Genomic DNA, 15,440 nt, shown 5'->3' with positions numbered 1-15,440 from the left:
GCCATGGAAGAGAAGCTGCGCTTCGCTATCCGTGAAGGCGGCCGCACCGTCGGTGCCGGCATCGTCGTCACCATCAAGGAATAATCGAGCCCGGCATTCGCCGGATCGACAAGAAAAGGGCGGTCTTCGGGCCGCCCTTTTCTTTTGCGGGGCTATCGGTTGCGGCCCAGTCGGCCGAACCCTGTTGCAAGGCTCCGGGCCTCGACTAGTATAGGTTGCATCGAGGGGCTTTTTTCAAATGGTTCCAAGGCGGTTTTTCCATCGTCGGGCATTGTGGCCGCTGGCTCTGACCTGGCTGCTCGCATTGCTTGCCGCAGGCCCGGCAGCCTTTGCGGCGGATGCGGCGCCGGATCTTGGGCCGACGATGCGGTTCGGCATCGTTCGCAGCAACGCACCGGGGTGCGAGCCGATCTGCCCGGAATGGATATCGGCCGAGGGCTCGATAGAAGCCGGCACGCCGGCACTCTTCAAACGCATGCTGAAGACGCTTGGCGGCCGGAAACTGCCTGTTGTCGTCGATTCTCCCGGCGGCAATGTCGAGGCGGCGCTGACGCTTGGCCGGCTGATCCGCAAGAACAAGTTCGATATCGCCATCGGCAAGACGGTGTTTTCCAGCTGCCAGCCCGGTGCGAAGGGGTGCCAGGACCGTGACGCCCGCTACTTCGGCGATGTCATCGACTATGGCGCCATGTGCAATTCCGCCTGCCCTCTGATGTTTGCCGGCGGTATCAGGCGGGTGGCCGGCGAATGGGCCTATCTCGGCGTCCATCAGATCACCACGACCTACATTCGTACGAAATTGCAATACCGGACCACCTATCGCGTCGTGGGGGGCAAGAAGAAGATCCTCAACACAAAGATCGTCAGCCGCAAGAACGCCGGCAGCTACAAGACCTACGAGATGAGCAAGGCGGTTGAGAAAAAGCTGGCGGCCTACCTGAAACAGATGGGCATCGAACAAAGCATGCTCGAAACGATGAAGGGCACCCCGGCCAGCGAAATCCACCAGATCGCCCTCGACGACATGCTGGCGATGAAGCTGGTCACCAGCACGGACGCTGTGGGCCTGTTGACAGCGGCAAGCCTGTGCGAGCCCGGCCGCCTGGCCGCGAATTGCCGGGAGGTGCCGGGCAACAAGCCTGATGGCCTGACGGCGACCGCGGCCAAGCCAACGCCGCCGGCGATCGAACCCGAGGCGGCGCGGCGCGATGAAGACATGCGCTTCGTCGTCGTTCGCGGCACCAATCCACTCTGCAATCCAGACTGCCCGGAATGGATTTCGGCGGAAGGTGCGATCACCCCCCCGGACCCCGCAGAAGCTGCGCCAGCTGCTCGCCATGCTCGGCAAACGGCAACTGCCTGTCGTGATCAGTTCGAGGGGAGGCGACCTGCTCAGCGCCCTGGCGGCAGGACGGCTTATCCATGAAAAGAAGCTCGACGTCGCCGTTGGCCGCACCGATTTCGTCGGCTGTGACCCAGGAGCGTGGAATTGCCTGGCCAAAGAGGGCGCCTATGCCGGGCTGAGCATCGATGCCGGCGTGGAGTGCGATTCGGCCTGCGCGCTGATGCTTGCCGGCGGCATCAGGCGGTTTGTCGGTCCCCAGGCGCGGCTTAGCCTTTACCCGATGGGGCAAAAGCAGATGGTCAAGGCCTATCTCGAGGAGATGGCGATCGGTCCCGCCCTGTTCGCGGCGATCGAGCGGCGCTCGGTCGAGCGCCGGCTGGAACCCGGCATGATGCTGAAGGTCGGCCTGACGACCGGCCTGCAATCGGTCGACGCGCTGACCGGTGCCACCATTTGCGAGGCGGTGCCAAGACCCGAGAATTGCCGGATCCGGCCTTCCGCCAATGCCGAGGCTGATGCGCCGGCCAAATTGTAGACCGCGGCGAAGTCACGAACTGGCCATCGAGGCAGGTTGAGACACTTCCGATTGTTCCGCTATCGTCGCTGCTGGCGGCGCCAGGCAGCGGAGGATCGAGAATGAGCCAGGATATCCCGACACTCTACGAATGGGCCGGCGGCAGCGAGGCCCTGAACCGGCTGACCCAGACTTTCTACGACAAGGTGGCGCAGGATTCGATCGTCGGGCCGGTGTTCAAGACCATGTCGCCGGATCACCCCGCCCACGTCGCGGCCTTCATCGGCGAGGTTTTCGGCGGACCGAAAACCTACAGCGAGCAGTTCGGCGGCCACCGCGAGATGGTCATGCACCATCTGGGCAAGCATCTGAGCGAGGAGCAGCGCCGCCGCTGGATCAGCCTCCTGGCCGATGCAGCCGACGCGGTCGGCCTGCCCGACGATCCGGAATTCCGTTCGGCCTTCATGGGCTATGTCGAATGGGGATCGCGTCTGGCCAAGATGAACTCCAATCTCGGCGAGACCTGCGATCCGCAGACGGAACCGATGCCGGCCTGGGGCTGGGGCGTGCCGGGCGGCCCCTATCGGCCACCGGGTACGAAGTAGCTTCGGCTGCTATGTCGTTGCGAACGGACTGGTTGTCAGCCATCCCGATTTCTGGCGCAGGGGATTAAGGCGCGTTTGCTTGCAAACCGCTCTTTACAGAGCGTGCGGAAGCTTTTAGGAAGCGCCTTCTGCGCCGACATGCGCACGATACGGGCATAGCTCAGTTGGTAGAGCGGCGGTCTCCAAAACCGCAGGTCGTAGGTTCGAGCCCTGCTGCCCGTGCCATTTCCTGGAATGGCATTCAACGCAATGTTTCGCCATTTCGAAATGGCGTTTCAAAGCGATATTTCCATGGTCTGGCCTTTGAAAATCGGCGACCCGCTTGCCATATAGGGTCGATTGGGGCATAAGAGCGCCATAGCCGGGACGGAACGACTGGATGGTTCCGAGGCGGTGTTTGGTCATAAAGCGGAGACTTGCCACTTGCGTGGATCAAGAATCGGTTTTATGTAGACGAAACAGACACGCGACGCGTGGAGCTGGGAAACCGGCTTTACGCGTCTGATTTGCATGGGCGAAATGATTGCGCTGATTCGGCGCGAGATTGGGCTCAGGCGGCACGTCCCGGCCAGCGGGATCATCCAGGAGACCCGGCCAACGGGTCTTGAAGACAGAGCGGCATATGGCTTCGAAAACCACAAATCCTTTCGTCTTTCTCCAGCAGGTTCGCGCGGAGACCGCCAAGGTGACTTGGCCGTCGCGACGCGAAACGATGATCTCGACGGTGATGGTTCTGGCCTTCGCAGTGATCGCGATGATCTTTTTCTTCACCGCCGATCAGCTCATGGGCCTTGCGGTCGAACAGATTCTGGGCATCGGACGCTAAGTCCGGCGATTACGGAGAAGTCTTGAAATGACCGCGCGCTGGTACATCGTCCACGCTTATTCGAACTTTGAAAAGAAGGTCGCCGAGGATATCGAGAACAAGGCCAAGCAGAAGGGCCTGTCCGCCGACATCCACCAGATCGTGGTTCCGACCGAGAAGGTCGTCGAAGTTCGCCGCGGCCGCAAGGTCGATGCCGAGCGCAAGTTCTTCCCGGGCTATGTGCTGCTGAAGGCCAATCTGACCGATGCGGTGTTCTCGCTGGTCAAGAACACACCGAAGGTCACCGGGTTCCTGGGCGACTCCAAGCCGGTGCCGATCACCGAGGCGGAAGCCCAGCGCATCCTGAACCAGGTCCAGGAAGGCGTCGAGCGGCCCAAGCCCTCGGTCACGTTCGAGATCGGCGAAGCGATCCGCGTTTCGGATGGTCCCTTCGCGTCGTTCAACGGCTTCGTCCAGGAAGTGGATGAGGAGCGTGCGCGGCTCAAGGTGGAAGTTTCGATCTTCGGGCGCGCCGTGCCCGTCGATCTGGAATTCGGACAGGTCGAAAAGGGCTGATCCGAAATCCCTGACGCCGGTTTGGCGATCAGGGGAGGCGGCGCGGAAGCGCGCGGCCTGAGACGGTGGGAGGCGAGTGCGGCTTTAGCCGGCTGCGCGAACCGCACCACCAGACTGCAACCGCCGGCATGACCGGCATAGACAAAGGCAGGAAAAGAGATGGCTAAGAAAATTGCAGGCCAGCTCAAGCTCCAGGTGAAAGCGGGATCGGCGACGCCGTCTCCCCCGATCGGCCCGGCGCTTGGTCAGCGTGGCATCAACATCATGGAATTCTGCAAGGCGTTCAACGCGCAGACCCAGGAAATGGAAAAGGGATCGCCGGTTCCGGTCGTCATCACCTACTATCAGGACAAGTCCTTCACCTTCGTCATGAAGACGGCGCCGGTGAGCTACTTCCTGAAGAAGGCGGCGAACCTGACGTCCGGTTCCAAGGAGCCGGGCAAGGTCAAGGCCGGTACGGTTTCGCGTGACAAGGTCCGCGAGATTGCCACCGCGAAGATGAAAGACCTGAACGCAAACGACGTCGAAGCGGCCATGCGCATGGTCGAGGGCTCCGCCCGCTCGATGGGTCTGGAAGTGGTGGGCTAAGATCATGGCAAAGATTGCAAAGCGCGTATCGAAGACCCGCGAAGGCATCGATCCCAACAAGGCTTATGCCCTGGGCGATGCGCTGAAGCTGCTCAAGGACCGTTCCTCGGTGAAGTTCGATGAGACCATCGAAGTCGCCATGAACCTCGGCGTCGACCCGCGCCATGCCGACCAGATGGTCCGCGGCGTGGTCAACCTGCCGAACGGCACCGGCCGCTCGGTGCGTGTCGCCGTGTTCGCCCGTGGCGACAAGGCCGACGAAGCGCGCGCCGCCGGCGCCGACATCGTCGGTGCCGAGGATCTGGTCGACATCGTCCAGAAGGGCACGATCGATTTTGATCGCTGCATCGCCACGCCGGACATGATGCCGCTCGTCGGTCGTCTGGGCAAAGTGCTCGGCCCGCGCGGCATGATGCCGAACCCGAAGGTCGGCACCGTCACCACCGACGTTGCCGCCGCCGTCAAGGCATCCAAGGGCGGCGCCGTCGAGTTCCGTGTCGAGAAGGCTGGCATCGTCCATGCCGGCGTCGGCAAGGTCTCGTTCGACGTCAAGGCCCTGGAAGAGAACATCCGCGCCTTCGCCGATGCGGTGACCAAGGCAAAGCCGACTGGCGCCAAGGGCAACTACGTCAAGAAGGTGTCGGTCACCTCGACGATGGGCCCGGGCCTCAAGCTCGACGTCGCGACGCTCAACGCGTCCTGATAAGTTTTGATCGAGATCGGCCGGTAAACGGCTGATCTGCAAAGAATTCCGGGCCTCCGACCTAGTTGGCGGCCCGGTACCGGAAGCCGAGAGGTTTCCGGACATCCTGTCCGAGATTGCAGGCGGCCCAGAAGCCTTAATTCGATTTGGGCCTGCATGAGACGGGTGAAGACCGGACAACGGAGCGATTGCTCCAATGAAAGGTTCGAACCGTGTTTGCCTTTTGTCTGCGCATCGCCGGCTTGACTGTCGATGTGGCGAAAGGGGGCAGGATCCTCGAGCGTCGTTCGGGAGATCCGTTACTGGATGGCCCGGCCGACAAAAGGCAACCCGACGCCTGTCCTCGTCAATGGGATGTTCCCGTTAACAGGATTGGGGTCAACTGGAGATAGGCAGTGGACAGAGCGGAAAAACGCGAACTCGTCACGGGCCTGAACGGTGCGTTCTCGAACGCAGGTTCAGTGGTCGTGGCCCACTACGCCGGTATCACCGTCGCGCAAATGAACGACCTTCGGTCGAAAATGCGCGCCGCCGGTGGCACCGTCAAAGTCGCGAAGAACCGTCTCGCCAAAATCGCTCTTCAGGGCACGGACTCCGCATCGATCATCGAGCTGTTCAAGGGACAGACGCTGATTGCTTATTCGGAGGATCCGATTGCGGCGCCGAAGGTCGCGTCCGATTTCGCCAAGGGAAATGACAAGCTCGTCATTCTCGGCGGCGCAATGGGCACCACCTCGCTCAATGCCGACGGTGTGAAGGCACTCGCCACACTTCCGTCGCTCGATGAGCTGCGCGCCAGGCTGGTTGGCATGATCGCCACGCCGGCAACCCGGATCGCCCAGATCGTCAATGCGCCAGCGGCCTCGGTCGCGCGCGTCATCGGCGCTTACGCCCGGAAGGACGAGGCGGCATGAGGCCGTTCCTCGCTATCACAAACACACGTTCGAACCTTATGAAGGAACACAACAATGGCTGATCTCGCAAAGATCGTAGACGACCTTTCGAAGCTGACCGTCCTCGAGGCGGCCGAGCTGTCGAAGCTTCTGGAAGAAAAGTGGGGCGTTTCCGCCGCTGCTCCGGTGGCTGTTGCCGCCGCTGGCGGTGGTGCGGCCGCTGCTGCTCCGGTCGAGGAAAAGACGGAATTCGACGTCGTCCTCACCGAGGCAGGCGCTCAGAAGATCAACGTCATCAAGGAAGTCCGCGCCATCACCGGTCTTGGCCTCAAGGAAGCCAAGGATCTGGTCGAAGCGGCTCCGAAGCCGGTCAAGGAAGGCGTTTCCAAGGCCGACGCTGACAAGTTCAAGGCCCAGCTGGAAGCAGCCGGCGCCAAGGTCGACCTGAAGTAATCGTGAAAGCGGCGGGCGGCCTCGCGCCGTCCGCCACTCCCTTCGCCCGGAGGGAGCACGCGTAACGCGAGATCTACGAGAACCTCTTTCCTGAGGGCCGAAAACCGGCCCTCAGGAAACGGGTTTTCTCCCGTTCTAGCCGGCCGCCGACAGGCGCCGGGAAAACAGACAGAGGGTTGCCGCCAAGGTGGCCCAGAATGCAAGGCGAGCCGCGGCGAGGCTCGTCCCGAGTTTAGAGCTAAGGAGCGACGATGGCCCAGACCCAGACTTTCAATGGCCGCAGACGCGTACGCAAGTTCTTCGGAAAGATCCCGGAAGTTGCGGAGATGCCGAACCTCATCGAGGTTCAGAAGGCATCCTATGATCAATTCCTGATGGTGGCGGAGCCCAAGGGCGGGCGTCCGGACGAGGGACTGCAGGCTGTTTTCAAGTCGGTTTTCCCGATCTCCGATTTTTCCGGCTCCTCGATGCTGGAGTTCGTGAAGTACGAGTTCGAAGGACCGAAATTTGACGTTGACGAATGCCGTCAGCGCGACCTCACCTATGCCGCGCCGCTGAAGGTGACGCTGCGCCTCATCGTGTTCGATATCGACGAGGATACCGGCGCCAAGTCCATCAAGGACATCAAGGAGCAGGACGTCTACATGGGCGACATGCCGCTCATGACCTTGAACGGCACCTTCATCGTCAACGGCACCGAGCGCGTCATCGTCTCGCAGATGCACCGCTCGCCGGGCGTCTTCTTCGACCATGACAAGGGCAAGTCGCACTCGTCGGGCAAGCTTCTGTTTGCCGCGCGCGTCATCCCCTATCGCGGCTCGTGGCTCGACATCGAGTTCGATTCCAAGGACGTCGTGCACGCCCGCATCGATCGCCGCCGCAAGATTCCGGTGACGTCGCTGCTGATGGCGCTCGGTATGGACGGCGAAGAGATCCTGTCGACCTTCTACAACAAGATCACCTACAAGCGCGCCGGCGACCATTGGCGCATTCCGTTCAACGTCGAGCGTTTCCGCGGCCTCAAGGCCGTCGGCGATCTGGTCGATGCCGATACCGGCGAAGTCGTCGTCGAAGCCGGCAAGAAGATCACCGCCCGCCAGGCGAGGGCGCTTGGCGAAAAGGGTCTGAAGGCGATCAAGGCCACCGACGAGGACCTGCTCGGTAACTATCTGGCCGAGGACATCGTCAACTACGCCACCGGCGAGATCTTCCTCGAGGCCGGCGACGAGATCGACGAGAAGACGCTGAAGGTTCTGCTCGGCACCGGCGAAGACGAGATCAAGGTTCTCGACATCGACCACGTCAATGTCGGCGCCTATATCCGCAACACGCTCAACGTCGACAAGAACGAGAGCCGCCAGGACGCGCTGTTCGACATCTATCGTGTCATGCGCCCCGGCGAGCCGCCGACGCTCGAAACCGCCGAAGCCATGTTCAACTCGCTGTTCTTCGACAGTGAGCGCTACGATCTGTCGGCCGTCGGCCGCGTCAAGATGAACATGCGTCTCGAGCTCAAGGCCGAGGACACCGTGCGCGTGCTGCGCAAGGACGACATCCTGGCCGTGGTCAGGACGCTGGTCGAGCTGCGCGACGGCAAGGGCGAGATCGACGACATCGACAATCTCGGCAACCGCCGCGTGCGTTCGGTCGGCGAGCTGATGGAAAACCAGTACCGCGTCGGCCTGCTGCGCATGGAGCGCGCGATCAAGGAGCGTATGTCCTCGATCGAGATCGACACGGTCATGCCGCAGGACCTGATCAACGCCAAGCCGGCGGCTGCCGCCGTGCGCGAGTTCTTCGGTTCCTCGCAGCTGTCGCAGTTCATGGACCAGACCAACCCGCTGTCGGAGATCACCCACAAGCGCCGCCTCTCGGCGCTTGGACCGGGCGGTCTGACCCGCGAGCGCGCCGGCTTCGAAGTGCGCGACGTGCACCCGACGCATTACGGCCGCATCTGCCCGATCGAGACGCCGGAAGGCCCGAATATCGGTCTGATCAACTCGCTGGCCACCTTCGCACGCGTCAACAAGTACGGCTTCATCGAGAGCCCGTACCGTAAGATCGTCGACGGCAAGCTGACCAATGACGTCGTCTATCTCTCGGCGATGGAAGAGGCCAAGCACCATGTCGCGCAGGCCAACGCCGAGCTCGACAAGAACGGTGGTTTCGTCGACGAATTCGTCATTTGCCGCAGCGCCGGCGAAGTGATGATGGCGCCGCGCGAAAACGTCGATCTGATGGACGTGTCGCCCAAGCAGATGGTGTCGGTGGCCGCGGCCCTGATCCCGTTCCTGGAAAACGACGACGCCAACCGCGCTCTGATGGGCTCGAACATGCAGCGTCAGGCCGTGCCGCTGGTGCGCGCCGAGGCGCCGTTCGTCGGCACCGGCATGGAGCCGATCGTCGCCCGTGACTCGGGTGCCGCCATCGGCGCCCGCCGCGGCGGCATCGTCGACCAGGTGGACGCGACGCGTATCGTTATCCGCGCCACCGAAGATCTCGATCCGGGCAAGTCCGGCGTCGATATCTACCGGCTGATGAAGTTCCAGCGTTCGAACCAGAACACCTGCATCAACCAGCGTCCGCTGGTTCGTATGGGTGACCGGGTCAACAAGGGCGACATCATCGCCGACGGTCCGTCGACCGAGCTCGGTGATCTGGCGCTCGGCCGCAACGTGCTGGTCGCGTTCATGCCGTGGAACGGCTACAACTACGAGGACTCGATCCTCCTGTCCGAACGCATCGTCGCCGATGACGTCTTCACCTCGATCCATATCGAGGAGTTCGAGGTCATGGCGCGCGATACCAAGCTCGGACCGGAGGAAATCACGCGCGATATTCCAAACGTCTCGGAAGAAGCGCTGAAGAACCTCGACGAAGCCGGCATCGTCTATATCGGTGCGGAAGTTCAGCCGGGCGACATCCTGGTCGGCAAGATCACGCCGAAGGGCGAAAGCCCGATGACGCCGGAAGAGAAGCTTCTGCGCGCCATCTTCGGCGAAAAGGCATCCGATGTGCGCGACACCTCGATGCGCATGCCTCCGGGCACCTTCGGCACGGTCGTCGAGGTGCGCGTCTTCAATCGCCACGGTGTGGAGAAGGACGAGCGCGCCATGGCGATCGAGCGCGAGGAGATCGAACGCCTCGCCAAGGACCGCGACGACGAACAGGCCATTCTGGACCGTAACGTCTACGCGCGTCTTTCCGACGTGCTCGTCGGCAAGGAAGCGATCGCCGGACCGAAGGGCTTCAAGAAGGGCTCGACGCTGTCCAAGGATACGCTCGACGAGTATCCGCGTTCGCAGTGGTGGCAGTTTGCCGTGGAGAACGAAAAGCTCCAGAGCGAACTGGAAGCCCTGCGTGGCCAGTACGACGATTCCAAGAAGGCGCTCGAACAGCGTTTCATGGACAAGGTCGAGAAGGTCCAGCGCGGCGACGAAATGCCTCCGGGCGTCATGAAGATGGTCAAGGTCTTCGTGGCCGTGAAGCGCAAGATGCAGCCCGGCGACAAGATGGCCGGCCGTCACGGCAACAAGGGTGTCGTGTCGCGGATCGTTCCGGTCGAGGACATGCCTTTCCTCGAGGACGGCACGCATGCCGATATCGTGCTCAACCCGCTGGGTGTGCCGAGCCGCATGAATGTCGGCCAGATCCTGGAAACGCATCTGGGCTGGGCATGCGCGGGCATGGGCAGGAAGATCGGCGAGCTGATCGACACGTACAAGGCAGCCGGCGACATCAAGCCGCTGCGCAAGACGCTCGAGAGCTTCATCCCGGCCAACGACCGCAACGAGCCGGTTCGTGACTATGACGACGAGAGCATCGTTCGCCTCAGCGAGCAGATGCGCCGCGGCGTCTCGATCGCGACCCCGGTGTTCGACGGCGCGCATGAGGCTGACATCAACATCATGCTGGAGCAGGCGGGCCTGCACACATCAGGTCAGTCGCAGCTCTATGACGGACGCACGGGCGAGCCGTTCGATCGCAAGGTGACGATGGGCTACATCTACATGCTCAAGCTTCACCACCTCGTGGACGACAAGATCCACGCGCGTTCGATCGGTCCGTATTCGCTCGTCACGCAGCAGCCGCTGGGCGGCAAGGCGCAGTTCGGTGGCCAGCGCTTCGGCGAGATGGAGGTCTGGGCACTGGAAGCATACGGCGCCGCCTACACGCTGCAGGAAATGCTGACGGTGAAGTCCGATGACGTCGCCGGTCGTACCAAGGTCTACGAGGCGATCGTGCGTGGCGACGATACCTTCGAGGCCGGCATCCCCGAGAGCTTCAACGTTCTCGTCAAGGAAATGCGGTCTCTCGGCCTCAATGTCGAGCTGGAGAACACCAAGCTCGACGACAACCCTGTCCGGCTGCCCGATGCTGCCGAATAGGGGCGCGGCCGAGTAAACAAGACGTTCGGTCGCGGAAATCGCGACCGAACGCACCAAATTCTTCGGCCGGTGGCCGACACACGACGGCGGGCGTTTGGCCCGCGCTAGATGCAAGGGGTTTTCGAGGACCCCGAAAAGGAGAACGGCATGAACCAAGAGGTCATGAATCTCTTCAATCCGCAGGCGCCTGCGCAGGTGTTCGATTCCATTCGGATATCGCTTGCCAGCCCTGAGAAGATTCTGTCCTGGTCTTTCGGCGAGATCAAGAAGCCGGAGACCATCAACTACCGCACCTTCAAGCCGGAGCGTGACGGTCTGTTCTGCGCGCGCATTTTTGGCCCGATCAAGGACTATGAGTGCCTGTGCGGCAAGTACAAGCGCATGAAGTACAAGGGCGTCATCTGCGAAAAGTGCGGCGTTGAAGTCACGCTGTCGCGCGTTCGCCGCGAGCGCATGGGCCATATCGAGCTGGCGGCACCGGTCGCCCATATCTGGTTCCTGAAGTCGCTGCCGTCGCGCATCGGCACGCTGCTCGACATGACCCTGAAGGACATCGAGCGCGTCCTCTACTTTGAGAACTACATCGTCACCGAACCTGGCCTCACCGCGCTGAAGGAGCACCAGCTGCTCAGCGAGGAAGAGTACATGATCGCCGTCGACGAGTATGGCGAGGATAGTTTCACCGCCATGATCGGCGCCGAGGCCATTCATGACCTCCTGGCCGGCATGGACCTGGAGAAGATCGCCGGCGACCTGCGTTCGGAACTGGCTTCGACCACCTCCGAGCTGAAGCAGAAGAAGTATCTGAAGCGGCTCAAGGTCGTCGAGAACTTCATGGAATCCGGCAACCGCCCGGAATGGATGATCATGAAGGTGGTTCCGGTGATCCCGCCGGACCTGCGTCCGCTGGTTCCTCTGGACGGCGGCCGCTTCGCCACGTCGGATCTGAACGATCTCTATCGCCGCGTCATCAACCGCAACAATCGTCTGAAGCGGCTGATCGAACTGCGGGCGCCGGGCATCATCGTGCGCAATGAAAAGCGCATGCTGCAGGAAGCCGTCGATGCGCTGTTCGACAACGGCCGTCGCGGCCGCGTCATCACCGGCGCTAACAAGCGCCCGCTGAAGTCGCTGTCCGACATGCTCAAGGGCAAGCAGGGCCGGTTCCGTCAGAACCTGCTCGGCAAGCGCGTCGACTATTCCGGCCGCTCGGTCATCGTGACCGGTCCGGAGCTCAAGCTGCATCAGTGCGGCCTGCCCAAGAAGATGGCGCTCGAACTGTTCAAGCCCTTCATCTACGCCCGTCTCGACGCCAAGGGTTACTCCTCGACCGTCAAGCAGGCGAAGAAGCTGGTCGAAAAGGAGCGTCCGGAAGTCTGGGATATCCTCGACGAGGTCATCCGCGAGCATCCGGTGCTGCTGAACCGTGCGCCGACGCTGCACCGTCTCGGCATCCAGGCGTTCGAGCCGATCCTGATCGAAGGCAAGGCGATCCAGCTGCACCCGCTGGTCTGCACGGCCTTCAACGCCGACTTCGACGGCGACCAGATGGCCGTTCACGTGCCGCTGTCGCTGGAAGCGCAGCTTGAAGCCCGCGTGCTGATGATGTCGACCAACAACATCCTGCACCCGGCTTCCGGCGCGCCGATCATCGTGCCGTCGCAGGACATGGTTCTGGGTCTCTATTATCTCTCGATCGTCAACCAGAATGAGCCGGGCGAGGGCATGGTGTTTGCCGACATGGGCGAACTCCAGCACGCGCTCGAGACCAAGGCGGTGACGCTGCACTCCAAGATCAAGGGTCGTTTCCGTACGGTCGACGCCGAAGGCAAGGTCGTGTCGAAGATCCATGACACGACGCCTGGCCGCATGATCATCGGCGAGCTTCTGCCGAAGAACGTCAACGTGCCTTACGAGACCGCCAACCAGGAGATGACCAAGAAGAACATCTCCAAGATGATCGACACCGTCTACCGCCATTGCGGTCAGAAGGAGACGGTCATTTTCTGCGATCGCATCATGGCGCTCGGCTTCAGCCATGCCTGCCGTGCCGGCATTTCGTTCGGCAAGGACGACATGCTGATCCCGGATGCCAAGATCAAGCTGGTCTCCGACACCGAGGCTTTGGCCAAGGAATACGAGCAGCAGTACAATGACGGTCTGATCACGCAGGGCGAGAAGTACAACAAGGTCGTCGACGCCTGGGCCAAGTGCTCGGAAAAGGTCGCCGACGAAATGATGGCCCGCATCAAGGCGGTCGAGTTCGAGGACAATGGCCGTCAAAAGCCGATGAACTCGATCTACATGATGTCGCACTCCGGTGCGCGTGGCTCGCCCACCCAGATGCGCCAGCTTGCCGGCATGCGCGGCCTCATGGCCAAGCCGTCGGGTGAAATCATCGAGACGCCGATCATCTCGAACTTCAAGGAAGGCCTGACCGTGCTCGAGTACTTCAACTCGACCCACGGCGCCCGCAAGGGTCTGGCCGACACCGCCTTGAAGACGGCGAACTCGGGTTACCTCACCCGTCGTCTGGTCGACGTGGCGCAGGATTGCATCGTCAACTCCGTCGACTGCGGCACCGACAAGGGCCTCACCATGCAGCCGATCGTCGATGCCGGTCAGGTCGTCGCTTCGGTCGGCCAGCGCGTGCTGGGCCGTACGTCGCTCGACGACATCACCCATCCGGTGTCGGGCGAGATCCTGGTCAAGGCCGGAACGCTGATGGACGAGCGTGACGTGGAACAGATCGAAAAGGCCGGCGTCCAGTCGGTCCGCATCCGCTCGGCACTGACTTGCGAAGTCAGGGTTGGCGTCTGCGCGGTCTGCTACGGTCGCGATCTGGCCCGCGGCACCCCGGTCAACCAGGGCGAAGCCGTCGGCGTCATCGCGGCGCAGTCGATCGGCGAGCCGGGCACGCAGCTCACCATGCGTACCTTCCACATGGGCGGTACCGCGCAGGTGGTGGACAGCTCGTTCCTTGAAGCCTCGTATGAGGGCAAGGTCGAGATCCGCAACCGCAACGTGGTGCGCAACTCCGACGGCCAGCAGATGGTCATGGGCCGCAACATGGCGGTGCTGATCCTCGACGAAGCCGGCAAGGAGCGCGCCTCGCACCGCCTCACCTATGGTTCGCGCATCTTCGTGGACGATGGTGACAAGGTGAAGCGCGGCCAGCGTATCGCCGAGTGGGATCCCTACACACGTCCGGTCCTCACCGAAATCGAGGGCAGGGTGTCGTACGAGGATCTGGTCGACGGCATTTCCGTTCAGGAAACAGCCGACGAGTCGACCGGCATCACCAAGCGTGAGGTCATCGACTGGCGCTCGACGCCACGCGGCAACGACCTGAAGCCGGCGATTGCGATCCAGGACGCCAAGGGCAAGGTCGGCAAGCTGTCGAAGGGCGGCGACGCCCGCTTCCTGCTCTCGGTCGAGGCCATTCTTTCGGTCGAGCCGGGTTCGCAGGTTCGCCCCGGCGACGTTTTGGCGCGTATTCCGATGGAAAGCGCCAAGACCAAGGACATCACCGGCGGTCTGCCGCGTGTTGCCGAGCTGTTCGAGGCACGTCGTCCGAAGGATCACGCCATCATCGCCGAGATCGACGGCACGATCCGCTTCGGCCGCGACTACAAGAACAAGCGTCGCATCATCATCGAGCCGCATGACTCGACGCTTGAGCCGGTCGAATACCTGATCCCGAAGGGCAAGCCGTTCCATCTCCAGGACGGCGACGTCATCGAGAAGGGCGACTACATCCTCGACGGCAATCCTGCGCCGCACGACATCCTGGCGATCAAGGGCGTGGAGGCACTTGCTTCCTACCTCGTCAACGAGATCCAGGAAGTCTATCGTCTGCAGGGCGTGTCGATCAACGACAAGCACATCGAGGTGATCGTTCGCCAGATGCTGCAGAAGGTCGAGATCACGGTGCAGGGCGACTCGACCTACATTCCAGGCGATCATGTCGACGTGATCGAACTGGAAGAGGTCAACGAGCGTCTGGTCGAGGACGGCAAGAAGCCGGCCGAAGGCCTGCCGGTGCTGCTCGGCATCACCAAGGCATCGCTGCAGACGCCGTCCTTCATCTCGGCCGCCTCCTTCCAGGAGACGACGCGAGTGCTGACGGAGGCCGCCGTTGCCGGCAAGACCGACATGCTGCAGGGCTTGAAGGAAAACGTCATCGTCGGCCGGCTGATCCCGGCCGGTACCGGCGGCACGATGAGCCAGATCCGGCGCATCGCCACCTCGCGCGACGAACTGATCATCGACGAGCGCCGCAAGGCCTCGGGTGCGGAAGTCGCCGAGCCGATGCTGGCCGACATGACAACCGCCGCGCAGTAAGCGCGGCGGCAGGAATCTCAGGCAAAAAAAGGCCGTCGGGGCGACCCGGCGGCCTTTTTTCATTGCGTTGGAGCCGAACTTTGTGGCGGTGGCGAAGTGAGGAGCATCGTCTGGTGCCTTGTTTTGCAGGCTGGCGCCGCCCCTCATCTGCCTGCCGGTGTCCAGCCGATAGATGGGTAACAGTTTGAACCGGATAGATAGGTAACAGTTTTCCCCCTTATGATGG

10 protein-coding genes, 1 tRNA gene and 1 pseudogene are annotated in these 15,440 nt (G+C 62.1%); all 12 read left to right on the top strand.

Going from position 1 to position 15,440, the window contains the following annotated elements:
• Nucleotides 1-84 (top strand): EF-Tu C-terminal domain-related protein (locus AC0L24_RS33310; protein WP_455749504.1); only part of this gene is annotated, 84 nt, incomplete at its 5' end.
• Nucleotides 85-238: 154 nt separating this feature from the next.
• Nucleotides 239-1,880, top strand: a pseudogene (locus tag AC0L24_RS33305) (COG3904 family protein).
• A gap of 101 nt (nucleotides 1,881-1,981) precedes the next feature.
• Nucleotides 1,982-2,464, top strand: a complete 483-nt coding sequence (locus AC0L24_RS33300) for a group II truncated hemoglobin (RefSeq protein WP_127810384.1) — start codon at nucleotides 1,982-1,984, stop codon at nucleotides 2,462-2,464.
• A gap of 149 nt (nucleotides 2,465-2,613) precedes the next feature.
• Nucleotides 2,614-2,689 (top strand) — tRNA-Trp (locus AC0L24_RS33295).
• Between the two features lie 397 nt (nucleotides 2,690-3,086).
• Nucleotides 3,087-3,290 carry a preprotein translocase subunit SecE gene (secE, locus tag AC0L24_RS33290; RefSeq protein ID WP_013531408.1) on the top strand — a complete coding sequence of 68 codons (204 nt, stop codon included), beginning with the start codon at nucleotides 3,087-3,089 and terminating at the stop codon, nucleotides 3,288-3,290.
• Nucleotides 3,291-3,317: 27 nt separating this feature from the next.
• A complete protein-coding gene (gene nusG, locus AC0L24_RS33285) occupies nucleotides 3,318-3,845 on the top strand; it encodes a transcription termination/antitermination protein NusG (RefSeq protein ID WP_013531409.1) in 528 nt (175 codons plus the stop codon).
• 159 nt (nucleotides 3,846-4,004) lie between these two features.
• A complete protein-coding gene (rplK, locus tag AC0L24_RS33280) occupies nucleotides 4,005-4,433 on the top strand; it encodes a 50S ribosomal protein L11 (RefSeq protein ID WP_013531410.1) in 429 nt (142 codons plus the stop codon).
• Between the two features lie 4 nt (nucleotides 4,434-4,437).
• Nucleotides 4,438-5,136: a 50S ribosomal protein L1 gene (rplA, locus tag AC0L24_RS33275; RefSeq protein WP_013531411.1), complete on the top strand. Its 699-nt coding sequence runs from the start codon at nucleotides 4,438-4,440 to the stop codon at nucleotides 5,134-5,136.
• Nucleotides 5,137-5,531: 395 nt separating this feature from the next.
• Complete coding sequence (gene rplJ / locus AC0L24_RS33270; RefSeq protein ID WP_013531412.1) at nucleotides 5,532-6,050, top strand: 50S ribosomal protein L10; 519 nt, start codon at nucleotides 5,532-5,534, stop codon at nucleotides 6,048-6,050.
• 54 nt (nucleotides 6,051-6,104) lie between these two features.
• Complete coding sequence (gene rplL, locus AC0L24_RS33265) at nucleotides 6,105-6,482, top strand: 50S ribosomal protein L7/L12 (protein WP_023762907.1); 378 nt, start codon at nucleotides 6,105-6,107, stop codon at nucleotides 6,480-6,482.
• Nucleotides 6,483-6,733: 251 nt separating this feature from the next.
• Nucleotides 6,734-10,870, top strand: a complete 4,137-nt coding sequence (rpoB, locus tag AC0L24_RS33260) for a DNA-directed RNA polymerase subunit beta (RefSeq protein WP_127295769.1) — start codon at nucleotides 6,734-6,736, stop codon at nucleotides 10,868-10,870.
• Between the two features lie 147 nt (nucleotides 10,871-11,017).
• The gene (gene rpoC, locus AC0L24_RS33255) at nucleotides 11,018-15,214 is read left to right on the top strand and encodes a DNA-directed RNA polymerase subunit beta' (protein WP_013531415.1); all 4,197 of its coding nucleotides are present in this window, start codon (nucleotides 11,018-11,020) and stop codon (nucleotides 15,212-15,214) included.
• Nucleotides 15,215-15,440: the final 226 nt, after the last annotated feature.

It is taken from the genome of Mesorhizobium sp. WSM4809 (assembly GCF_055811655.1).
This window is presented reverse-complemented; position numbering and strand designations above follow the sequence as displayed.

Bases quoted from the DNA above. Each gene is read 5' to 3' on its own strand.
- AC0L24_RS33300 (WP_127810384.1), top strand. From the start codon at position 1,982: ATGAGCCAGGATATCCCGACACTCTACGAATGGGCCGGCGGCAGCGAG.
- secE (WP_013531408.1), top strand. From the start codon at position 3,087: ATGGCTTCGAAAACCACAAATCCTTTCGTCTTTCTCCAGCAGGTTCGC.
- nusG (WP_013531409.1), top strand. From the start codon at position 3,318: ATGACCGCGCGCTGGTACATCGTCCACGCTTATTCGAACTTTGAAAAG.
- rplK (WP_013531410.1), top strand. From the start codon at position 4,005: ATGGCTAAGAAAATTGCAGGCCAGCTCAAGCTCCAGGTGAAAGCGGGA.
- rplA (WP_013531411.1), top strand. From the start codon at position 4,438: ATGGCAAAGATTGCAAAGCGCGTATCGAAGACCCGCGAAGGCATCGAT.
- rplL (WP_023762907.1), top strand. From the start codon at position 6,105: ATGGCTGATCTCGCAAAGATCGTAGACGACCTTTCGAAGCTGACCGTC.
- rpoB (WP_127295769.1), top strand. From the start codon at position 6,734: ATGGCCCAGACCCAGACTTTCAATGGCCGCAGACGCGTACGCAAGTTC.
- rpoC (WP_013531415.1), top strand. From the start codon at position 11,018: ATGAACCAAGAGGTCATGAATCTCTTCAATCCGCAGGCGCCTGCGCAG.